10 protein-coding genes are annotated in these 17,619 nt (G+C 70.5%); 7 read left to right on the forward strand and 3 right to left on the reverse strand.

The genetic code is table 11. The features are described 5' to 3' along the window. Nucleotides 1–24: 24 nt before the first annotated feature. From ACYVOK_RS07710 to ACYVOK_RS07730, 5 genes are all read left to right on the forward strand, one after another. Complete coding sequence (locus tag ACYVOK_RS07710; RefSeq protein ID WP_460661571.1) at nt 25–2,055, forward strand: APC family permease; 2,031 nt, start codon at nt 25–27, stop codon at nt 2,053–2,055. Further along, nucleotides 2,052–3,248 carry a class I SAM-dependent RNA methyltransferase gene (locus ACYVOK_RS07715; protein ID WP_460661572.1) on the forward strand — a complete coding sequence of 399 codons (1,197 nt, stop codon included), beginning with the start codon at nt 2,052–2,054 and terminating at the stop codon, nt 3,246–3,248. Before ACYVOK_RS07710 ends, ACYVOK_RS07715 begins: the two co-directional genes overlap by 4 nt. A gap of 36 nt (nt 3,249–3,284) precedes the next feature. Further along, nucleotides 3,285–7,871, forward strand: coding sequence for a hypothetical protein (locus tag ACYVOK_RS07720; protein ID WP_460661573.1), 4,587 nt, complete (start codon nt 3,285–3,287; stop codon nt 7,869–7,871). Nucleotides 7,872–7,881: 10 nt separating this feature from the next. Then, the gene (locus ACYVOK_RS07725; protein ID WP_460661574.1) at nt 7,882–8,814 is read left to right on the forward strand and encodes an LLM class F420-dependent oxidoreductase; all 933 of its coding nucleotides are present in this window, start codon (nt 7,882–7,884) and stop codon (nt 8,812–8,814) included. 197 nt (nt 8,815–9,011) lie between these two features. Further along, the gene (locus ACYVOK_RS07730; protein ID WP_460661575.1) at nt 9,012–11,828 is read left to right on the forward strand and encodes an aconitate hydratase; all 2,817 of its coding nucleotides are present in this window, start codon (nt 9,012–9,014) and stop codon (nt 11,826–11,828) included. Nucleotides 11,829–11,876: 48 nt separating this feature from the next. On the opposite strand, the gene ACYVOK_RS07735 is transcribed toward ACYVOK_RS07730, so the two are convergent. Beyond that, nucleotides 11,877–12,947 carry a hypothetical protein gene (locus tag ACYVOK_RS07735; RefSeq protein ID WP_460661576.1) on the reverse strand — a complete coding sequence of 357 codons (1,071 nt, stop codon included), beginning with the start codon at nt 12,945–12,947 and terminating at the stop codon, nt 11,877–11,879. A gap of 65 nt (nt 12,948–13,012) precedes the next feature. Between ACYVOK_RS07735 and ACYVOK_RS07740 the strand changes: the two genes are divergently transcribed. Both ACYVOK_RS07740 and ACYVOK_RS07745 read left to right on the forward strand, forming a co-directional pair. Beyond that, nucleotides 13,013–13,564, forward strand: a complete 552-nt coding sequence (locus ACYVOK_RS07740; protein WP_460661577.1) for a HEAT repeat domain-containing protein — start codon at nt 13,013–13,015, stop codon at nt 13,562–13,564. A gap of 75 nt (nt 13,565–13,639) precedes the next feature. Further along, on the forward strand, nt 13,640–15,283 hold the full coding sequence (locus ACYVOK_RS07745) for an alkaline phosphatase D family protein (protein WP_460661578.1): 1,644 nt from the start codon (nt 13,640–13,642) through the stop codon (nt 15,281–15,283). On the opposite strand, the gene ACYVOK_RS07750 is transcribed toward ACYVOK_RS07745, so the two are convergent. Both ACYVOK_RS07750 and ACYVOK_RS07755 read right to left on the reverse strand, forming a co-directional pair. Continuing rightward, complete coding sequence (locus ACYVOK_RS07750; RefSeq protein WP_460661579.1) at nt 15,284–15,700, reverse strand: HIT family protein; 417 nt, start codon at nt 15,698–15,700, stop codon at nt 15,284–15,286. Further along, a complete protein-coding gene (locus ACYVOK_RS07755; RefSeq protein ID WP_460661580.1) occupies nt 15,700–17,607 on the reverse strand; it encodes a Na+/H+ antiporter in 1,908 nt (635 codons plus the stop codon). Before ACYVOK_RS07755 ends, ACYVOK_RS07750 begins: the two co-directional genes overlap by 1 nt. Nucleotides 17,608–17,619 lie beyond the last annotated feature (12 nt).

The raw sequence follows: 17,619 nt of genomic DNA on the forward strand, positions 1-17,619 counted from the left end.
GGGGCTCCCTCTAACATCACCGGTGTGACTCCCGCATTAGGCGATATCGGCAAGCGGCTGCTGCTCGGCCGCAAACTTCGCAGCACCCAACTCGGGGAGACGTTGCTGCCGAAGCGCATCGCCCTGCCGGTGTTCGCCAGCGACGCGCTGTCGTCGGTCGCGTACGCCCCGGACGAGATCTTCCTGACCCTGTCACTGGCGGGCCTGACCGCACTGACGATCTCCTGGAAAGTCGCCATCGTCGTCGCCCTGGTGATGCTCGTGGTGGTGGCGTCGTACCGGCAGAACGTGCACGCGTACCCGTCGGGTGGTGGCGACTACGAGGTGGCGAACGTCAACCTCGGACCTACGGCCGGCCTGACCGTGGCCAGTGCGCTCCTGGTCGACTACGTGCTGACCGTGGCGGTGTCGATCTCGTCCGCCGCGCAGTACGCCGCGTCGGCCGTTCCGTCGCTGGAGGGTCACCAGGCGACCGCCGCGGTGGTCGCGGTGCTGTTCCTCACCACGATGAACCTGCGCGGCGTGCGCGAGTCGGGGGCGGCCTTCGCCGTACCGACGTACGTCTTCATGGTCACGATCCTGGGTATGGCGGCGTTCGGGTTCGGCCGGATGCTGTTCGGGACGTTGCCGGCCGCCGAGACCGCGTCGCTGGACGTGGTCGCCGAGAGCCCGTTCGTGGAAGGGGCGGGCGGACTGGCGATGGGGTTCCTGGTGCTGCGGGCCTTCTCGTCCGGCTGTGCCGCGCTGACCGGTGTCGAGGCGATCAGCAACGGGGTGCCGGCGTTCAAGAAGCCGAAGAGCAAGAACGCGGCGACCACGCTGCTGCTGCTCGGCTGCATCTCGATCACGATGATGATCAGCGTGGTGGCGCTGGCGAACGTGATGAAAGTGCGGTTCGCCGAGGACCCGTCCCACCAGTTGCTGCGCGACGGCGTACCGGTCGGCGACGCCTACCACCAGGACCCGGTCATCGGTCAGCTGGCGAAGGGGATCTTCGACCACTTCTCACCCGGCTTCTACCTGGTCGCCGCGGCCACCGGCGTGATCCTGGTGCTGGCCGCCAACACCGCCTTCAACGGCTTCCCGGTGCTCGGCTCGATCCTGGCCCGGGACGGCTACCTGCCGCGGCAGCTGCACACCCGCGGCGACCGGCTCGCGTTCAGCAACGGCATCGTCATCCTGGCCGCGTTCGCGATCTTCCTGATCGTCGCCTTCGACGCCGAGGTGACCCGGCTGATCCAGCTGTACATCGTCGGCGTGTTCGTCTCGTTCACGATCAGCCAGACCGGCATGGTCCGGCACTGGACCCGGCTGCTGAAGACCGAGACCGACCCGGCCAGGCGGCGGCAGATGTACCGGTCGCGGACGATCAACACGATCGGTCTGACGATGACCGGTGTCGTGCTGGTGATCGTGCTGCTCACCAAGTTCACCCACGGCGCCTACATCGCGATCATCGCGATGGCGGTGCTGTTCCTGATGATGAAGGGCATCCGCCGGCACTACGAGGCGGTCGGCCGGCAGACGGCGGTCGAGGGCGACGAGCAGCTGATGCTGCCGTCCCGGGTGCACTCGATCGTGCTGGTGTCCAAGTTGCACAAGCCGACCATGCGGGCGCTGGCCTTCGCCAAGGCGGCCCGGCCGTACATGCTCGAGGCGGTCACGGTCGACGTCGACCGGGAGGAGTCCGAGGCGCTGCAGGCCGAATGGGACCGCCGCGGCATCCCGGTCCCGCTCAAGCGGCTGGCGTCGCCGTACCGGGAGATCACCCGGCCGATCCTGCAGTACGTCCGGGACATCCGGCGGCAGTCGCCGCGGGACGTGGTGATGGTCTACATCCCGGAGTACGTCGTCGGCCACTGGTGGGAGCACATCCTGCACAACCAGAGCGCCCTGCGGCTCAAGGGGCGCCTCTTGTTCACACCTGGTGTGATGGTTACGTCGGTTCCTTACCAGCTGATCTCCTCGCAGGCAGCTGAGGAACGGCAGGAACGGGTGGAGCGGGTGGCAGGCCAGGTACGGCGTGGGGCCCGCAAGGCGTCAGGAGATCGGTGACAGACGAGAACATCGTCGGGACAGTCGTAGAGCTGGAAGTAGGACCAGTAGCGCACGGGGGACACTGTGTGGCCCGGCACGAGGGGCAGGTGGTCTTCGTCCGGCACGCGCTGCCGGGTGAACTGGTCCACGCCCGGGTGACGGAGCAGACCGCGAAGTACCTGCGGGCCGACGCCGTACAGGTGCTCACTCCGTCCCCGCAGCGGATCGAGCCGCCCTGCCCGTACGCCGGGCCGGGGCTGTGCGGAGGCTGCGACTTCCAGCACGCCAACATCGTCGAGCAGCGCCGGCTGAAGGCGACCGTGGTGTCGGACACGCTGCGGCGGATCGGCGGGATCGAGCGGACGGTGGTGATGGAATCCCCGGGTGACGACGGCCTCGGCTGGCGGACCAGGATGAAGTACGCCGTGGTGGACGGGCGGCCCGGGATGTACGCGCACCGGTCACACGACCTGATCCCGATCGACAAGTGCCTGATCGCGCACCCGGACAGCCCGGACGTGCTGGGCCGGCGGTGGCCGGACGTGACGTCGGTGCAGGCTGTCGTGTCGTCCGAGGGCAAGACCGCCGTACTGACCGACCGGGACCCCGGTGGGCGGGTGGTGGAGGTCGTCCGCGGCCGGCGGTTCCGGGTGGAGGCCGGTGGGTTCTGGCAGGTGCACCCTGCCGCTCCGGAGACGCTGGTGGACGCCGTACTGAGTGGACTCGAGCCTGTGGCGGGGGAGACGGCTCTCGACTTGTACTCGGGTGTCGGGCTGTTCGCCGCGTTCCTGGCGTCGGCCGGGTGTCCGGTGCTGGCGATCGAAGGTGACAAGGACGCGGTTCGCAACGCTCGGCGGAACCTGCACGACCTGCCGGACGTGACGCTGGAGACCGGTGACGTCGACCGCGTGCTCAACACAGCGGTCGGGCAAGGGCTCGAGCACGTGGACCTCGTCGTGCTCGATCCTCCGCGGACCGGTGCGGGCAACGACGTCGTACGGCGGATCGCCGCGCTGACCCCGCGTCGGGTGGCGTACGTGGCCTGTGATCCGGCCGCGCTGGCGCGAGACCTGAAGACCTTCGGGAAGCTCGGCTACGGGATCGCGTCCCTGCGCGCCTTCGACCTGTTCGGCATGACCCACCACATCGAGTGCGTCGCCATCCTCGAGCCTGTGGACAGTGAAGTGGTGACTGTCCGGGGGCTCGGGTAGCGTTCTGGGCCTGGATTCCCTTGCGCTGGAGACCTGATGCCGCTCGTTGACCTGGACGACCCGGAGCAGTTGCGCGCCCGCTGGACCGCACTCGCCGCGGTCGCCCATGCCACCGGGTTCGACCGGCGCTGGTACGCCGACGCCGACGGGTACCACCACCAGGACGAGACGGCGTCGATCCTGCGGATGATCCGGCTCGACGGCGGGCGGGCGGTGCTGTTCGGGTTCCACACCCAGCACAGCCGGACCGCCGGCGCGGACCTGCTCGCAGGCTCGCCGGACTGGATCGCGCTGCCCGAGGTCCAGCGGCTGATCTCGTCGGGCGAGCTCGGCTTCGTGTACGGCGCCTTCAACGGCACCTGGGCGCGCGCGTCGTACCCGGGCGACCCGTGGCAGCCGCTCGACGACGGGTTCGCGCCGATCGGGCAGTGGATCACGTCCGACGAGGAAGCCGCCGGCGAGATGATCGAGTGGGTCGCCGAATGGGCGGACTACCTCGGCGGACTGGACGAACTGCTGCCGTTCGGGATCCAGCTGATCCGGGCGGCCGCGGCCGGCGGGATCACGGCCGAGGCGCTGGGGGAGTTCTTCGACCGGTTCGGGATCGATCCGCGCTCCCCGGTCCAGCCGGACCTGGCGGCCGGGGTGGTCGCCGCCGAGGACTTCACCCGGAACTTTGCGGTACCCGCACGGTTGGCCGACGGCCCTGACACAGCCGAGGTCTCGGTCGTTGCAGATGTCGTGATGGGAGCACCCGAGGGCGCCGAGGACGAGGAGTCGTACGTCGTCCCGCCCGGCATCAGCCCGTTCACCGGCCAGCCGATCGACGAGTCGATCCCCGCCGGGCCGGCGTACACCGAGCCGGAGCCGTACGACGACCGGACGCCGCAACCCCCGATCGAGCCCGCCCGCTCCGACGACTACGGCATCGTCGGCAAGAAACAGGGCTGGCTACGCCGGCGCAAACACGACAACGCGCCAGACGCTCCACCAAACGTTTCCCAGCCCGGCGGACCTGCCCGTGGCGACGCTGCCCCCGGCGGCGTTGCCCTTGGCGGTCCTGCCGCTGGCGGCTCTGCCCTTGGCGGTCCTGCCCTTGGCGGTCCTGCCACGGCCGGTGGACCTGCGCCGGGCACGTATCTGCCGGATGACGTGGTCGGGACCGGCCTACCGTACGGGCAGCTGCCTTCCTCCGAGCCGCCGCGAGTCGGCGGTGGGCTGCACGAGGGGGAGGACTTCTACGCGAGCCTGTTCGCCGACGCTCCCGCCGCGGCGACGTACCCCCAGGACGCCGACGACCAGGACTGGGAAACCGCAGAACAACCCGCCTGGACCGACGCCGACGGCGACGCCACCAGCGAATACAACCCCTTCGCCGACAACACCGCCGCCGCACCCCCGCCCCCCGCCACCCCCGAATGGCAAGGCGGCACCTGGCTGAATGGCCAATGGATCGAACACCCCGCCCCCCACCACCCCGAGGAACCCGGCCAGCAGCACCAGCGCGACCAGCAGCAGGCCGATCCCCTCCACGGCAACCGCCACCTGGCCGATCGCCCGCAAGCCGACCACCCGCAGGCCGACCGCCAGCAGGCTGGCTACCACCAGTCCGACCAGCAGCAGGCCGCACACCTCCAGCCGGAGTCCGCCGCGGACGAACCTCACGTGGCCGCCGCGCCGCCCGCCCCCGCGGCCGCCGAGACACCCGCAGCTGCCGAGTCACCTGCCGCAGCCGAGTGGCCTGCTGTAGCCGAGGGCCGCGCCGCAGCCGAGGTGCCCGACCCGGCGACGTCACCTCAACCAACTCTGGATGACGACGACGCACCGACAGCCGAAATCGCCGCCATCGTCGACCCCGACCCCTCCGAGGACTTCGACGAAGACGACGAGCCCGCCTCCTTCACCGGCCCATCCCCGTTCGCCCCAGTAGCCCCACCCGCCGCCCGACCAGCCCCGGTCACCGAGCCCACCCGCCTCAACGACTCCACCCGTGCAGGCGAACCAACGGCACGCCTCGACGCCCCCACCGTCGAACAGCCCCACCTCTCCAACCACGAGAACCCCGCCCACCGCGACGTACCGGCTGCACACTCCGCCGCACCGAACACCCGACCCGACGAGCCGCGCGAGCCCGCGTGGGTCGACGAACCCACCCGCCCGGTTGAACCCGTCGCAGGCTTCGACGCCCCGACCGCTGAACGACCCCAGCTCACCGACCAGTACGACGACCGCACCCACCGCGACGTACCGGCCGCTCACTCCGCTGCACCGACCGCCCGACCCGACCAGCCGCGCGAGCCCGCGTGGGTCGACGAACCCACCCGCCCGGTTGAACCCGTGGCAGGCCTCGACGACCCGACCGCTGGACGACCCCACCTCACCGACCAACACGACGACCCCGCCCACGGCGACGTACCGGCCGCGCGGTTCGATGGCCCAACTGACCGGCTGGGCCAGCCGCTTGATAGCCCGGCCCGCATCGAGCAGCCCGCCGATCGCCTCGCCGGTCCCACTGATTGGCCGGGTCGGCGTGACGTACTGCGCGGCGAGTCCGCACAGTACGACGGATCGCCTGACCGGCTCGAGGATCGGACCGGCCGGCACGGCGCGCCGCTGGAGCATGCCTCGCAAGCCGGCGAATCGGCGCCAGGTGAACTCCGCGACGAGCCTGTCGCGCAGGTAGAGGACCCCGAGGACGAACCGACCGCGGAGATCCCGGTGGTGGTGGACCCGACGGCGACCACCGAGCTGTCCCCGGAGCCGGCGACGACGGGGCAGTCCGTGGAGTCGACGGCGGCCACGCGGTCCGAGCACTCGGCAGCCGACGGGCCGTCCGAGGAGTCGGCGGGCGCGGCTGAGCGGTTCGAGGGCTCGAAGGCAGCTAGGCGGTCTGTGGAGTCGGCGGCGGCCACGCGGTCCGAGGAGCCAGCAGCCGGCGAGCCGTCCGAGGAGTCGGCGGGCGCGGCCGGGCGGTTCGAGGAGTTGGTGGCCGACGGGCCGTCCAAGGAGTCGGCGGGCGCGGCTGAGCGGTTCGAGGGCTCGAAGGCAGCTAGGCGGTCTGTGGAGTCGGCGGCGGCCACGCGGTCCGACGAGCCAGCAGCCGGCGAGCCGTCCGGGGAGTCGGCGGGCGCGGACGGGCGGTCCGTGGGGTCGGCGGCGGCTGGGCGGTTCGAGGAGCTGGCGGCGGAGCGGGCGGCGCCTGCGTTGCGGTTCGACGTGCCGGTGGAGTTCGACGAGGGGGAGGACGAGGTTTTCGGGGCTGCGCCGGCGGCTAAAGCTCAGGTTGAGCCTCACCCTCAACCTCAGCCCTGGCCACAGCCTCAACCCCGCCCTGGGCCTTGGCCTCAACCCGAGCCACACCCGGCCCCATGGCCCCAGCCCGGCCCAGAACCCGGCCCCATGCCTGGCCCGGAACCCGGCCCTATGCCGGGGCCGGAGCCCGGCCCAACCCCTGGGCCGGAGCCAGGTCCGACGCCTGGGCCTGACCCGTACCCACGGCCGGAGCCGCACCCCACTCCAGGTCCGATGCCCGGTCCGGATCCCGAGCCATGGCCTGAACCTGAACCTCCACCTCAGCCCACCCCGGAGCCGACCCCCGAGCCGGAGCCCGAACCCTGGCCGGAGCCTGAGCCGACACCGGAGCCGGTCCCGGAGCCCGAGCCAACCCCCTGGCCCGAGCCCGAGCCGTCGCCCCAACCAGAGCCCATGCCTCGCCCCGAGCCCACCACCCACGTGGCGCCCGCGGCGCAGCTGCGCGCCCTCGGTGACCGTGCGGCGGCGCTTCAGGGCGACCCCGCAGCGCCCAACCCCCTCGGCGATCGCGCGGCGGGGTTGCACGGCGATCCCGCCGCGCAACCGCACCCCCTCGGCGACACTGCGGCGGGGCTCCACGGTGACGCCGCGGCGACCGACCCCCTCGGCGACCGTGCGGCGGGGCTTCACGGCGAGACCGCGGCGCCCAACCCCCTCGGTGACCGTGCGGCAGGGCTCCACGGCGAGCCTGCGGCGCGGCCGCACCCGCTTGGCGGCCCTGCGGGGCGGCTGTACGGCGAGCCTGCGGCGGCGGGGGTGGATGTGGTTGCGGCGGTGCGGATGTCGATTCCTGGGTTGGGCGTGGTTGGGTCCGACGGGCCGCGGATTCAGCCGGTGCCGGGGTCGATCGAGGAGGCGATGCGGGCCGAGGTCGAGCGACCGCGCCCGCGGCCGAAGGAGTCGGAGGCGTTCCGTGCTCTGCATGCCTGGTGCCGGGCGCGGACGGCGATCGTGCCGTCCGGGTTCACCATTCAGGTCCAGGTGCTCGACCCGGCCGCGCCGTCGTACCGGTTCGACCTGGAGCCGCCGGAGGTGGACGATCCCGAGTTCGCCGCGGACAAGCTGAGCGGGTTGCTCGGTGACCTCTGGATCACCGAGGCGTCGAGTGAGCAGGGTGGCTGGTTGTTCGCCCGGATCGACGCGGCCGGCCGGACGCTGCGGATCGACCGGTGGTACGACCAGGTCCCCGACTGGTGGGACAACCCGGTGGAGCCGCGCCTCGACGTACGCGGCCTGGTACGCCGCCTGACCGACCGCAGTCCGCAGTGGCAGCCGTCGTATCTGGAGAGGCTGTACACCACCGCGAGATAGCGTGGTCCGCATGCTTCTCAGGATCTTCACCGAACCCCAGCAAGGTGCCTCGTACGACGATCTGCTCGCGGTGGCACGCAAAACCGAGGAGAACGGGTTCGACGCGTTCTTCCGGTCCGACCACTACCTGGTGATGGGCGATCACGACGGCCTGCCGGGGCCGACCGACGCGTGGATCACGCTGGCCGGGCTGGCCCGCGAGACGAGCCGGATCAAGCTGGGCACGCTGGTCAGCTCGGCCACGTTCCGCAACCCCGGCGTGCTCGCGATCTCGGTGGCGCAAGTCGACCAGATGAGCGGCGGCCGGGCCGAGCTCGGGCTCGGTGCGGGCTGGTACGAGGCCGAGCACACGGCGTACGGCCTCGACTTCCCGGACACGCCGGGCAGGTTCGACCTGTTGACCGAGCAGCTCGAGCTGATCACCGGGTTGTGGGACACGCCGGTGGGGGAGACGTACGACTTCCAGGGCGAGCACTACCGGATCACCGACTCGCCGGCGCTGCCGAAGCCGGTGCAGCAGCCGCACCCGCCGATCATCGTCGGCGGTGCGGGCAAGAAGCGTACGCCGGCCTTGGCGGCGAAGTACGCGGCGGAGTTCAACGCCGGGTTCCGCTCGGTCGAGGAGACCGAGACGCTGTTCAAGCGCGTCCAGGCTGCCTGCGAGGCGATCGGCCGCGACCCGAAGACGCTGGCCCTGTCGACCGCGCACACCGTCGTCGTCGGCAAGGACGACGCCCAGGTCAAGCAGCGCGCCGCCGCCATCGGCCGTGACGTCGACGAGCTGAAGGCCAACGCGATCGCCGGCACCCCCGCCGAGGTCGTCGACCGTCTCGGCCAGTTCGCCGCCGTCGGCTCCAGCCGTCAGTACGTCCAGATCATGGACCTCCAAGACTTGGCCCACCTCGACCTCATCGCCGCCGAAGTCCTCCCCCAGGTCTCCTGAGAAGCGCACCGCCGCCCGCCGCGGCGGGCGGCGGCGTTCGTCCACAGGTTCGGAAAGAGGTGCTGGAGTGACTCGATGTCGTGTATCTTGATGTCGAGAGAGTTTGGTGCGGAGTTAGGGGAACCTGACGTCGCGGCCGGGCCGGGTGCTCGGCAGGATGGGCTCAGCGGAACAGGACCGGATAGAGGAGCAGGTTGATGGCGAGCGTCGACAGCTTCGGTGCCAAGGGGGCACTCGAGGTCAACGGGCAGTCGTACGAGATCTTCAGGTTGGCGGGTATCGAGGGTGCGGACACCCTGCCGTACTCGCTCAAGGTGCTGCTGGAGAACCTGCTGCGCACCGAGGACGGCGCGAACATCACCGCCGACCACATCCGCAAGCTCGGCAACTGGGACGCGAACGCGGCGCCGGACACCGAGATCCAGTTCACCCCGGCCCGGGTGATCATGCAGGACTTCACCGGTGTGCCGTGTGTGGTCGACCTGGCCACCATGCGCGAGGCGGTCGCCGAGCTGGGTGGCGACCCGACCAGGATCAACCCGCTGGCGCCGGCCGAGCTGGTCATCGACCACTCGGTGATCATCGACGTGTTCGGCCGGCAGGACGCGTTCGAGCGCAACGTCGAGCTCGAGTACGAGCGCAACCGCGAGCGCTACCAGTTCCTCCGCTGGGGTCAGACCGCGTTCGACGAGTTCAAGGTCGTCCCGCCCGGCACCGGCATCGTGCACCAGGTGAACATCGAGCACCTGGCCCGGACCGTGATGGTCCGAAACGGCCAGGCATACCCGGACACCTGTGTCGGCACCGACTCGCACACCACGATGGTCAACGGCCTCGGCGTGCTCGGCTGGGGTGTCGGCGGTATCGAGGCGGAGGCCGCCATGCTCGGCCAGCCGGTCTCGATGCTGATCCCGAAGGTGGTCGGCTTCAAGCTGACCGGTTCGGTCCCGGCCGGCGCGACCGCCACCGACGTCGTCCTCACCATCACCCAGATGCTGCGCAAGCACGGAGTGGTCGGGAAGTTCGTCGAGTTCTACGGCGACGGCGTCGCCGCGGTGCCGCTGGCGAACCGGGCGACCATCGGCAACATGAGCCCCGAGTTCGGCTCCACCTGCGCGATCTTCCCGATCGACGACGTGACGCTGGAATATCTGCGGCTGACCGGCCGTTCGGATGACGACGTGGCGCTGGTCGAGGCCTACACCAAGGAGCAGGGCCTCTGGCACGACCCGGCGGTCGAGCCGCGCTACTCGGAGTACCTCGAGCTCGACCTGTCGACCGTGGTCCCGTCGATCGCCGGCCCGAAGCGGCCGCAGGACCGGGTCGAGCTGAGCAAGGCGAAGGAGTCCTTCCGCGGCGCGCTGGTCGACTACGTCCCCGAGGAGGACAAGGTCGGTACGGCGGCAGTGGACGCGGTCCCGTCGCTCGCGGACGAGAGCGTGGTCGAGTCGTTCCCGGCCAGTGACCCACCGGCGAACGGCCGCGACCACTCCGACGAGGCGCAGCCGCACGAGCCGCATCCGGCCGACGGGCGGCCGTCGAAGAAGACGAAGATCACCCTGGACGGCCAGGAGGTCGAGCTCGACCACGGCCACGTGGTGATCGCCTCGATCACCTCCTGCACCAACACCTCCAACCCGTCCGTGATGCTGGCCGCCGCGCTGCTGGCGAAGAACGCCGTCGACAAGGGCCTCGCGTCGAAGCCGTGGGTGAAGACCTCGCTCGCGCCCGGGTCGAAGGTCGTCACCGACTACTACGAGAAGGCCGGCGTCACGCCGTACCTGGAGAAGCTCGGGTTCCACCTGGTCGGGTACGGCTGCACCACCTGCATCGGCAACTCCGGTCCGTTGCCGGAGGCGGTGTCGGCCGGTGTCCAGGAGGCCGACCTGGCGGTCGTCTCGGTGCTGTCCGGCAACCGGAACTTCGAGGGCCGGATCAACCCGGACGTGAAGATGAACTACCTCGCCTCGCCGCCGCTGGTGATCGCCTACGCGCTGGCCGGCACGATGGACTTCGACTTCGAGAACGATGCCCTGGGCAAGGACCAGGACGGGAACGACGTCTTCCTGCGCGACATCTGGCCGAGCGCGGAGGAGGTCGAGCAGGTGATCGCCAGCTCGATCAACAAGGAGATGTTCACCAAGGACTACGCCGACGTGTTCGCCGGCGACGAGCGCTGGCAGTCGCTCCCGACCCCGGAGGGCAAGACGTTCGCCTGGGACCCCGAATCGACGTACGTGCGCAAGCCTCCGTACTTCGAGGGAATGGCGAAGGAGCCGGCGCCGGTCACCGACATCGCCGGCGCGCGCGTGCTGGCCAAGCTGGGTGACTCGGTCACCACCGACCACATCTCGCCGGCCGGTTCGATCAAGGCCGACAGCCCGGCCGGCAAGTACCTGGCCGAGCACGGCGTCGACCGCAAGGACTTCAACTCGTACGGTTCGCGGCGCGGCAACCACGAGGTGATGATCCGCGGCACGTTCGCGAACATCCGGCTGCGCAACCAGATCGCGCCGGGCACCGAGGGCGGCTTCACCCGCGACTTCACCAAGCCCGACGCGCCGGTGACCACGATCTACGACGCCGCCCAGGCGTACGCCGAGCAGGGCACGCCGCTGGTGATCCTGGCCGGCAAGGAGTACGGCTCGGGTTCGTCGCGGGACTGGGCGGCCAAGGGTACGGCGCTGCTGGGCGCGAAGGCCGTGATCACCGAGTCCTTCGAGCGAATCCACCGGTCGAACCTGATCGGCATGGGCGTGCTGCCGCTGCAGTACCCCGACCGTGAGACCGCGGAGTCCCTCGGCCTGACCGGTGAGGAGACGTTCGACATCACCGGCGTGACCGAGCTGAACAACGGGACCATCCCGAGCACCGTGCACGTCAAGGCGACCGCGCCGGACGGGTCGGTGAAGGAGTTCGACGCGGTGGTTCGGATCGACACCCCCGGTGAGGCCGACTACTACCGCAACGGCGGCATCCTGCAGTACGTGCTCCGCTCCCTGATCGCGAGCTGACCTACCACCCGAGGAGCCGGCCGACCAGTCCGGTCGGCCGGCTCCCGGCTACTTGTCGAGTTGTTGCGCACGGCGCTCGGCAGGTGCTGATGAGCTGGTTCCGGCGGCTGGAGCGGACTCGGGCCGCTTCACGCCGGTCAGGGGCGCCTGCGCACCAAGCACGTCATTCGGAGACAGCTCCCGGTTGCCGGCCGGAGCCCGCAATGCTTGAGCCGGCTCCGCGGTGACCGGCGTCGGCAGACCGTTGGCTTGCTTGACCACGGTGTCGGCCGTCTCGAGACCGATGCTGTAGCCCCATTGCTCGGCTGCCTCGACGGTGCTGATCGTGATCGATCGGAATGACGACAGCCGGGACCACTCCTGAGCCGCATGCCGACTCGCCTCGGAGTACGCCGACGACCGCTGCTCGGACGACAGTCTCGAGAAGACCTCGGGATCGGCCACCAGCTGCAAGGCCAGGCTCCACCGCGATCCCTTGGCTTCCGTGATCAGGCGGTCGAACACCTCGTCGCGGCCCCGACCGGTCGCGGCCGCGAGACCGTCGACGAAGCCACGGACTCCCGCGGTCGCGGTCGTCGCCCTGGGGTTCACCCGGAACGGCGTCACCATCCCACTGGACAGACCGTGGCCACCGAGCCCGGCCGCCTCCGGCGGATCCTCGACGTACACCTGAGCCATCCCGTTGTCGCCCAGCACCGCTTCGGCGATCTCGTACGTCCGCTGCTCTGCCAACGACTGGTCGAGGGTGCGCGCGTTGAGAGCCAACCCGCCGTCCAGCGGCTTGCCGGCATCGTAGTCCGTCGGCCGCACGGACGGCTTGCTGCTCTGTCGCAGCGCCTCGTAGATCACGTTGTACGCCGCGTCGCGCGCAGCCCGCGGATACCACCAGCGCCCGCCCGCTCCGCCGTGCGCGCGCATCAACGGGCCGATCACGTTGCGCGGGTGCAGGTGGATGGTGCCGTCGAGGTCCGCCTGGCTGCGTTGCCTGCTGAGGGTTGGGAGTACGCCGATGTCGCCGTTCCAGCGGTGGGACCTGGTCGCGCCGACCCGGCGATGGGCCGACGCGATGATCCCGGCGACGACCCGGTACTCCGCCGACGACGGATCCAGAAGTCCCATCCGCCGAACCTATCGAGAGCACCGGGTCAGCCGGAACTGTCGGCGGTCCAGGCTTGACTGAATCCATGACCGACCGGAAGCCGCCGCGCGAGGTCGTCCGCGGCGCGTGCGCACGGTATGGCGAGGATGCGGTGATCGATTTCGCGATCGCCGTACTGACCGGTGAGGTGGATCCGGAGGAGGCGTTCACCACCGAGGTCGACAAGCTGGAGTGGCTGGTCGGCCCGACCGTCGGCGGATGGGCGAAGCTCGATCCGGTCAACTTCTACTGGGCCCGGGTCTGGGCTGCCCGGGCCTTCCTGTACGTCTGGCGCGACGACGCCGTCGAGGCCCTCCTGGTCGCGGCGAACGACCCGGCCTGGCGCGTCCGCGAACACGTCGCCCGCGTCACCGCCCAACGCGAGCTCGGTCAACTCGTCGACGCCCTGCTGCCGGGCCTGACCCACGAGCTGCCTCGTGTCCGCGCCAGCACCGCCCGGGCGGTCGGAGCCGCCGGCGAAGCCGAACACGCCGAGCCGTTGCGGGGCCTTCTCGACGATCCCGACAACACCGTCCGCGCGGCTGCTGAGAAGGCCCTCGACCGGCTGGAGACCCGCCTGGACCGCAGCCTCCGCTGAAGGAGGCCGAAGCCGCCATCTGGTGGTCATCTGGATGTCGATTGGTGGACGCCGGGGACGGGAACGGTCGGGCGCATGGAGACCTCCCGTAGATCCGTCCTGAAAGCCGGTCTGGCTTCCACTGCGGCTGTCGCCGGCCTGACCCCCGTCCTGACCACCCCGACCACCGCCGCCGCAACCCCGGTGCGGCAGGACCCCTTCACGCTCGGCATCGCCAGCGGCGACCCCTGGCCCGACGGGTTCGTGCTGTGGACCCGCCTCGCCGTCGACCCGGTCGCCCCCGACGGCCTCGGCGGCATGCCGAGTCGCGCGTACGCCGTCCAGTGGCAGGTCGCCACCGACTCCCGGTTCCACCACGTCGTGAAGGCCGGTGTCGCCGTCGCCCGGCCGGAGCACGCCCACGCGATCCACGTCACCGTCCAGGGCCTGCAGCCTGGCCGCGAGTACTACTACCGCTTCCGCGCCCAGGGGTACGTTTCGCCCACTGGCCGGACGCTGACCGCACCGGCCCGGGGGACCATGCCGCGCGAGCTGGCGATGTCGTTCGTCTCGTGTTCCCAGTTCGAGCACGGCTGGTTCACGGCGTACCGGCGGCTCGCCGAGGACCACCCGGACCTGGTGCTCCACCTCGGCGACTACCAGTACGAGTACACCAAGGGCACGTACGTCGCTCCGGGCGGCAACGTCCGTGATCACGACGGACCGGAGACCACCGACCTGGCGTCGTACCGGCAGCGGCACGCGCAGTACAAGACCGACCCGGACCTGCAGGCGGCCCACGCGGTCGCGCCCTGGCTGGTGGTGTGGGACGACCACGAACTGGACAACAACTGGGCGAACCAGACGCCGGAACGGCCCGAGGACGGCTTCCTGGCCCGCCGCGCGGCCGCCTTCCAGGCGTACTACGAGAACATGCCGCTGCGCGCGTCGTCGAAGCCGCGTGGCATCGACATGCAGTTGTTCCGCCGGGTCAAGTGGGGTGAGCTGGCCACGTTCCATATGCTCGACACCCGGCAGTACCGCGACGACCAGGGCTGCGGCGACGGCTACAAGGACTGCCCGGCGGCCGTCGACCCGAAGCGCTCCATCACCGGCGAGCGGCAGGAGAAGTGGCTGATCGACGGCTTCCGCCGTTCGGAGGCGCGCTGGGACATCCTCGGCCAGCAGGTGTTCTTCGCCCAGCGCGACAACAACTCCGGTCCGCTGAAGGTGACCTCGATGGACTCGTGGGACGGGTACGTCGCCTCACGCGACCGGATCACCCGGGGCTGGGTCGACGCCCGGGTGCGGAACCCCGTCGTACTCACCGGTGACGTGCACGCGCACTGGGCCGCCGACCTGAAGCTGGACTACGACGACCCGACGTCGCGGACGGTCGGGTCGGAGCTGGTCTGCTCGTCGATCACCAGCGGCGGCGACGGCGCCGACTCGCCGACCGGCTCGCACCCGTGGTTCGCGTGGAACCCGCACCTGCGGTTCCAGAACAACCTGCGCGGCTACGTGAACACCACGATCACCCGCGAGTCGCTGGTCGCCGACTTCCGCACGATTCGCTCGGTGCGGACCAAGCACGCTGAGGTGTTCACCCGGGCGCAGTTCACCATCGAGGACCGCAAGCCCGGGCTCAACCTGACCGCCGACAACCCGCCGGCCGCGGCCGCCGCCCGCACGTTCGCGGCTGCCGACGACACGGTCGCGTGGGAGACCGCCCGTCCGTAACTAACCGGCCAGGGCGGCGCGGAGTTTGCCGGCGTACTCCGCTGCCTCGGCGTCGTCGGCGTACTTGGTCCGGGGCCAGAAGAACCCGCGCAGTCCGTCCCCCTTCGTCCGTGGCACCACGTGCACATGGAGATGGGGGACGGACTGCGACACCACGTTGTTGACGGCAACGAAGGACCCCTGCGCGTCGAACGCCGTACGCACCGCCGCCGCGACCGTCCGGGCCGCGCCGAACAGCGGCACGGTCAACTCGTCCGGCAGTTCCACTAGAGTCGGCACGTGCTCGCGCGGCACCAGCAGCGTGTGCCCCTTGAACACCGGCCGTACGTCGAGGAATCCGACGACGTCCGGTGTGTCGAGGACGACCTGGGCGGGTGTGGTCCCGGCGATGATCGAGCAGAACAGACAGTCGGCCATCAGCCCAGCTTCTCGTCAACGAAGCACCAGCGCCAAGTCTCACCTGGTTCGAAGCTGCGCATGACCGGGTGTTTGGTGGTCGCGTGGTGCTCGCTCGCGTGCTTCATCGGCGACGAGTCGCAGCAGCCGACGTGCCCGCAGCCGAGGCAGAGCCGCAGGTGGACCCACGTGCTGCCGATGGTCAGACACTCCTCACAACCGTCCGGCGTGTTCGGCGGGAGCACCATCGGAGCGCTCTCCAGGTGCTCGCACGCCCCGCCGGGCGGCGGCGCGAGGCGGAGGTCGTCCGACTGCCCGCCGACGTCGTCGTCCTCGTCGCGATCCAGCATGGACTCCTCGACGTCGAGTGCGATCTGGGCGCGTTGCAGCACCTCGTCGGCGACCAGGCCGGCGTCGCGCACCTTCAGCAGGTGCGCCCGCTCGGCCTCGAGCATGGCCATCCGCAACCGGCGGTAGGCCTCACTGGGCGTCTCGTACTCGCTCTCGGGCCGCCCGAGCCGCTCCCACGCGGCCTGTGCCCGCGACTCGCCACGCTGCCGGAGCACCTCGAGCACCTCGGGTGGATCGTCCGGGGTCGAGACCTCGTCCAGCTTCTCCATCGCGGCCCGATGGGCACCGTGCAGTACGGCGGCCTCCTGCAACGCATCCTCCGCCGGATCCGGGCCGGGCAGGCGCAGACGCCGTACCAGCCAGGGAAGGGTCGAGCCCTGGACCAGCAGGGTGCCTGCGGTGACGGCCAGCGCGATGAAGACGAGCACCTCACGATGTGGCGTGTCCTCGGGCAGCGTGAACACCGCCGCCAGCGTGACCACGCCACGCATCCCCGCCCACGAGACCACGACCAAACTCTGCAAGGACACCGGTCCGGGCCGCGACGGGCCGAGGGTCCGCCGGGACAGGAACGTCGCAGGGATGACCCAGATCGGCCGCAGGAGTACGACGGTCGCGAACACCGCCAGCGTCGCGACCGCGATCAGCCAGCCCGGCAGTGGGCTGTCGGCGAGGTCGTCGAGGATCCAGCGGGTCTGCAGCCCGATCAGCAGGAAGACGGTGTTCTCCAGCAGGAACTGGAACGTCCGCCAGTTGGTCCGCTCCGACATCCGCGACTTGGCCGACTGGATGATCGGAGCCTTGTGGCCGAGCAGCAGGCCGGTGACGACGACGGCCAGGACGCCGGACGCGTGCACGTAGTGGTTCTCCGCCGCGATGTAGGCGATGAACGGCGCGGTCAGGCTGAGCGTGGTGTCGAGCACCGGGTCGGTGAACCGGCGCCGGATCTTGGCCAGCCCGATGGCCACGACCAACCCGACGAGCACTCCGCCGCCGGCCGCCCGGAGGAAGTCGAGCCCGACGTCGAGGACGGTCGGCGTGACCGCCGCGGCGGCGATCGCGGTGCGCAGGCAGACCAGGGCGGTCGCGTCGTTCACCAGGCTCTCGCCTTCGAGGATGGTGACCACCCGGCGGGGGAGGCCGACCCGTCGGGCGATGGCGGTGGCGGCGACCGCGTCGGGCGGTGCGACCACGGCACCGATCGCGATCGCCGCCCAGAACGGCAAGGGCTCCTGGCCCTGCGCCTCCGCGACCGCGCCGAGCAGCCAGTAGGCGACCAGGCCGACACCGAGGGTGGTGAACGCGACCAGACCGACGGACAACAGGCCGATCGAGCGCCGGTGTTTCGAGAAGTCGACCAGGCTGGTCCGGATGGCCGCGGCGTACAGCAGCGGCGGCAGGAACCCGACCAGGACGACCTCGGGCGCCAGTTCGACCCGCGGGACGAACGGGAGGTACGACGCGGCGATCCCGATGATGACGAGAAGCAGGGGAGCCGAGATCCCGAGCCGCCGGGCCAGCGCGGCCCCGCCCGCGACCACGGCGACGAGGGCCACGACCTCGATCGCGATATGCACGGAGCACAGTCT

This window comes from Kribbella swartbergensis (genome assembly GCF_054784135.1).

Coding starts and splice junctions, on each gene's coding strand:
- ACYVOK_RS07725 (WP_460661574.1), top strand. CDS start 7,882: ATGCTTCTCAGGATCTTCACCGAACCCCAGCAAGGTGCCTCGTACGAC.
- ACYVOK_RS07730 (WP_460661575.1), top strand. CDS start 9,012: ATGGCGAGCGTCGACAGCTTCGGTGCCAAGGGGGCACTCGAGGTCAAC.
- ACYVOK_RS07745 (WP_460661578.1), top strand. CDS start 13,640: ATGGAGACCTCCCGTAGATCCGTCCTGAAAGCCGGTCTGGCTTCCACT.
- ACYVOK_RS07740 (WP_460661577.1), top strand. CDS start 13,013: ATGACCGACCGGAAGCCGCCGCGCGAGGTCGTCCGCGGCGCGTGCGCA.
- ACYVOK_RS07750 (WP_460661579.1), bottom strand. CDS start 15,700: ATGGCCGACTGTCTGTTCTGCTCGATCATCGCCGGGACCACACCCGCC.
- ACYVOK_RS07735 (WP_460661576.1), bottom strand. CDS start 12,947: ATGGGACTTCTGGATCCGTCGTCGGCGGAGTACCGGGTCGTCGCCGGG.
- ACYVOK_RS07720 (WP_460661573.1), top strand. CDS start 3,285: ATGCCGCTCGTTGACCTGGACGACCCGGAGCAGTTGCGCGCCCGCTGG.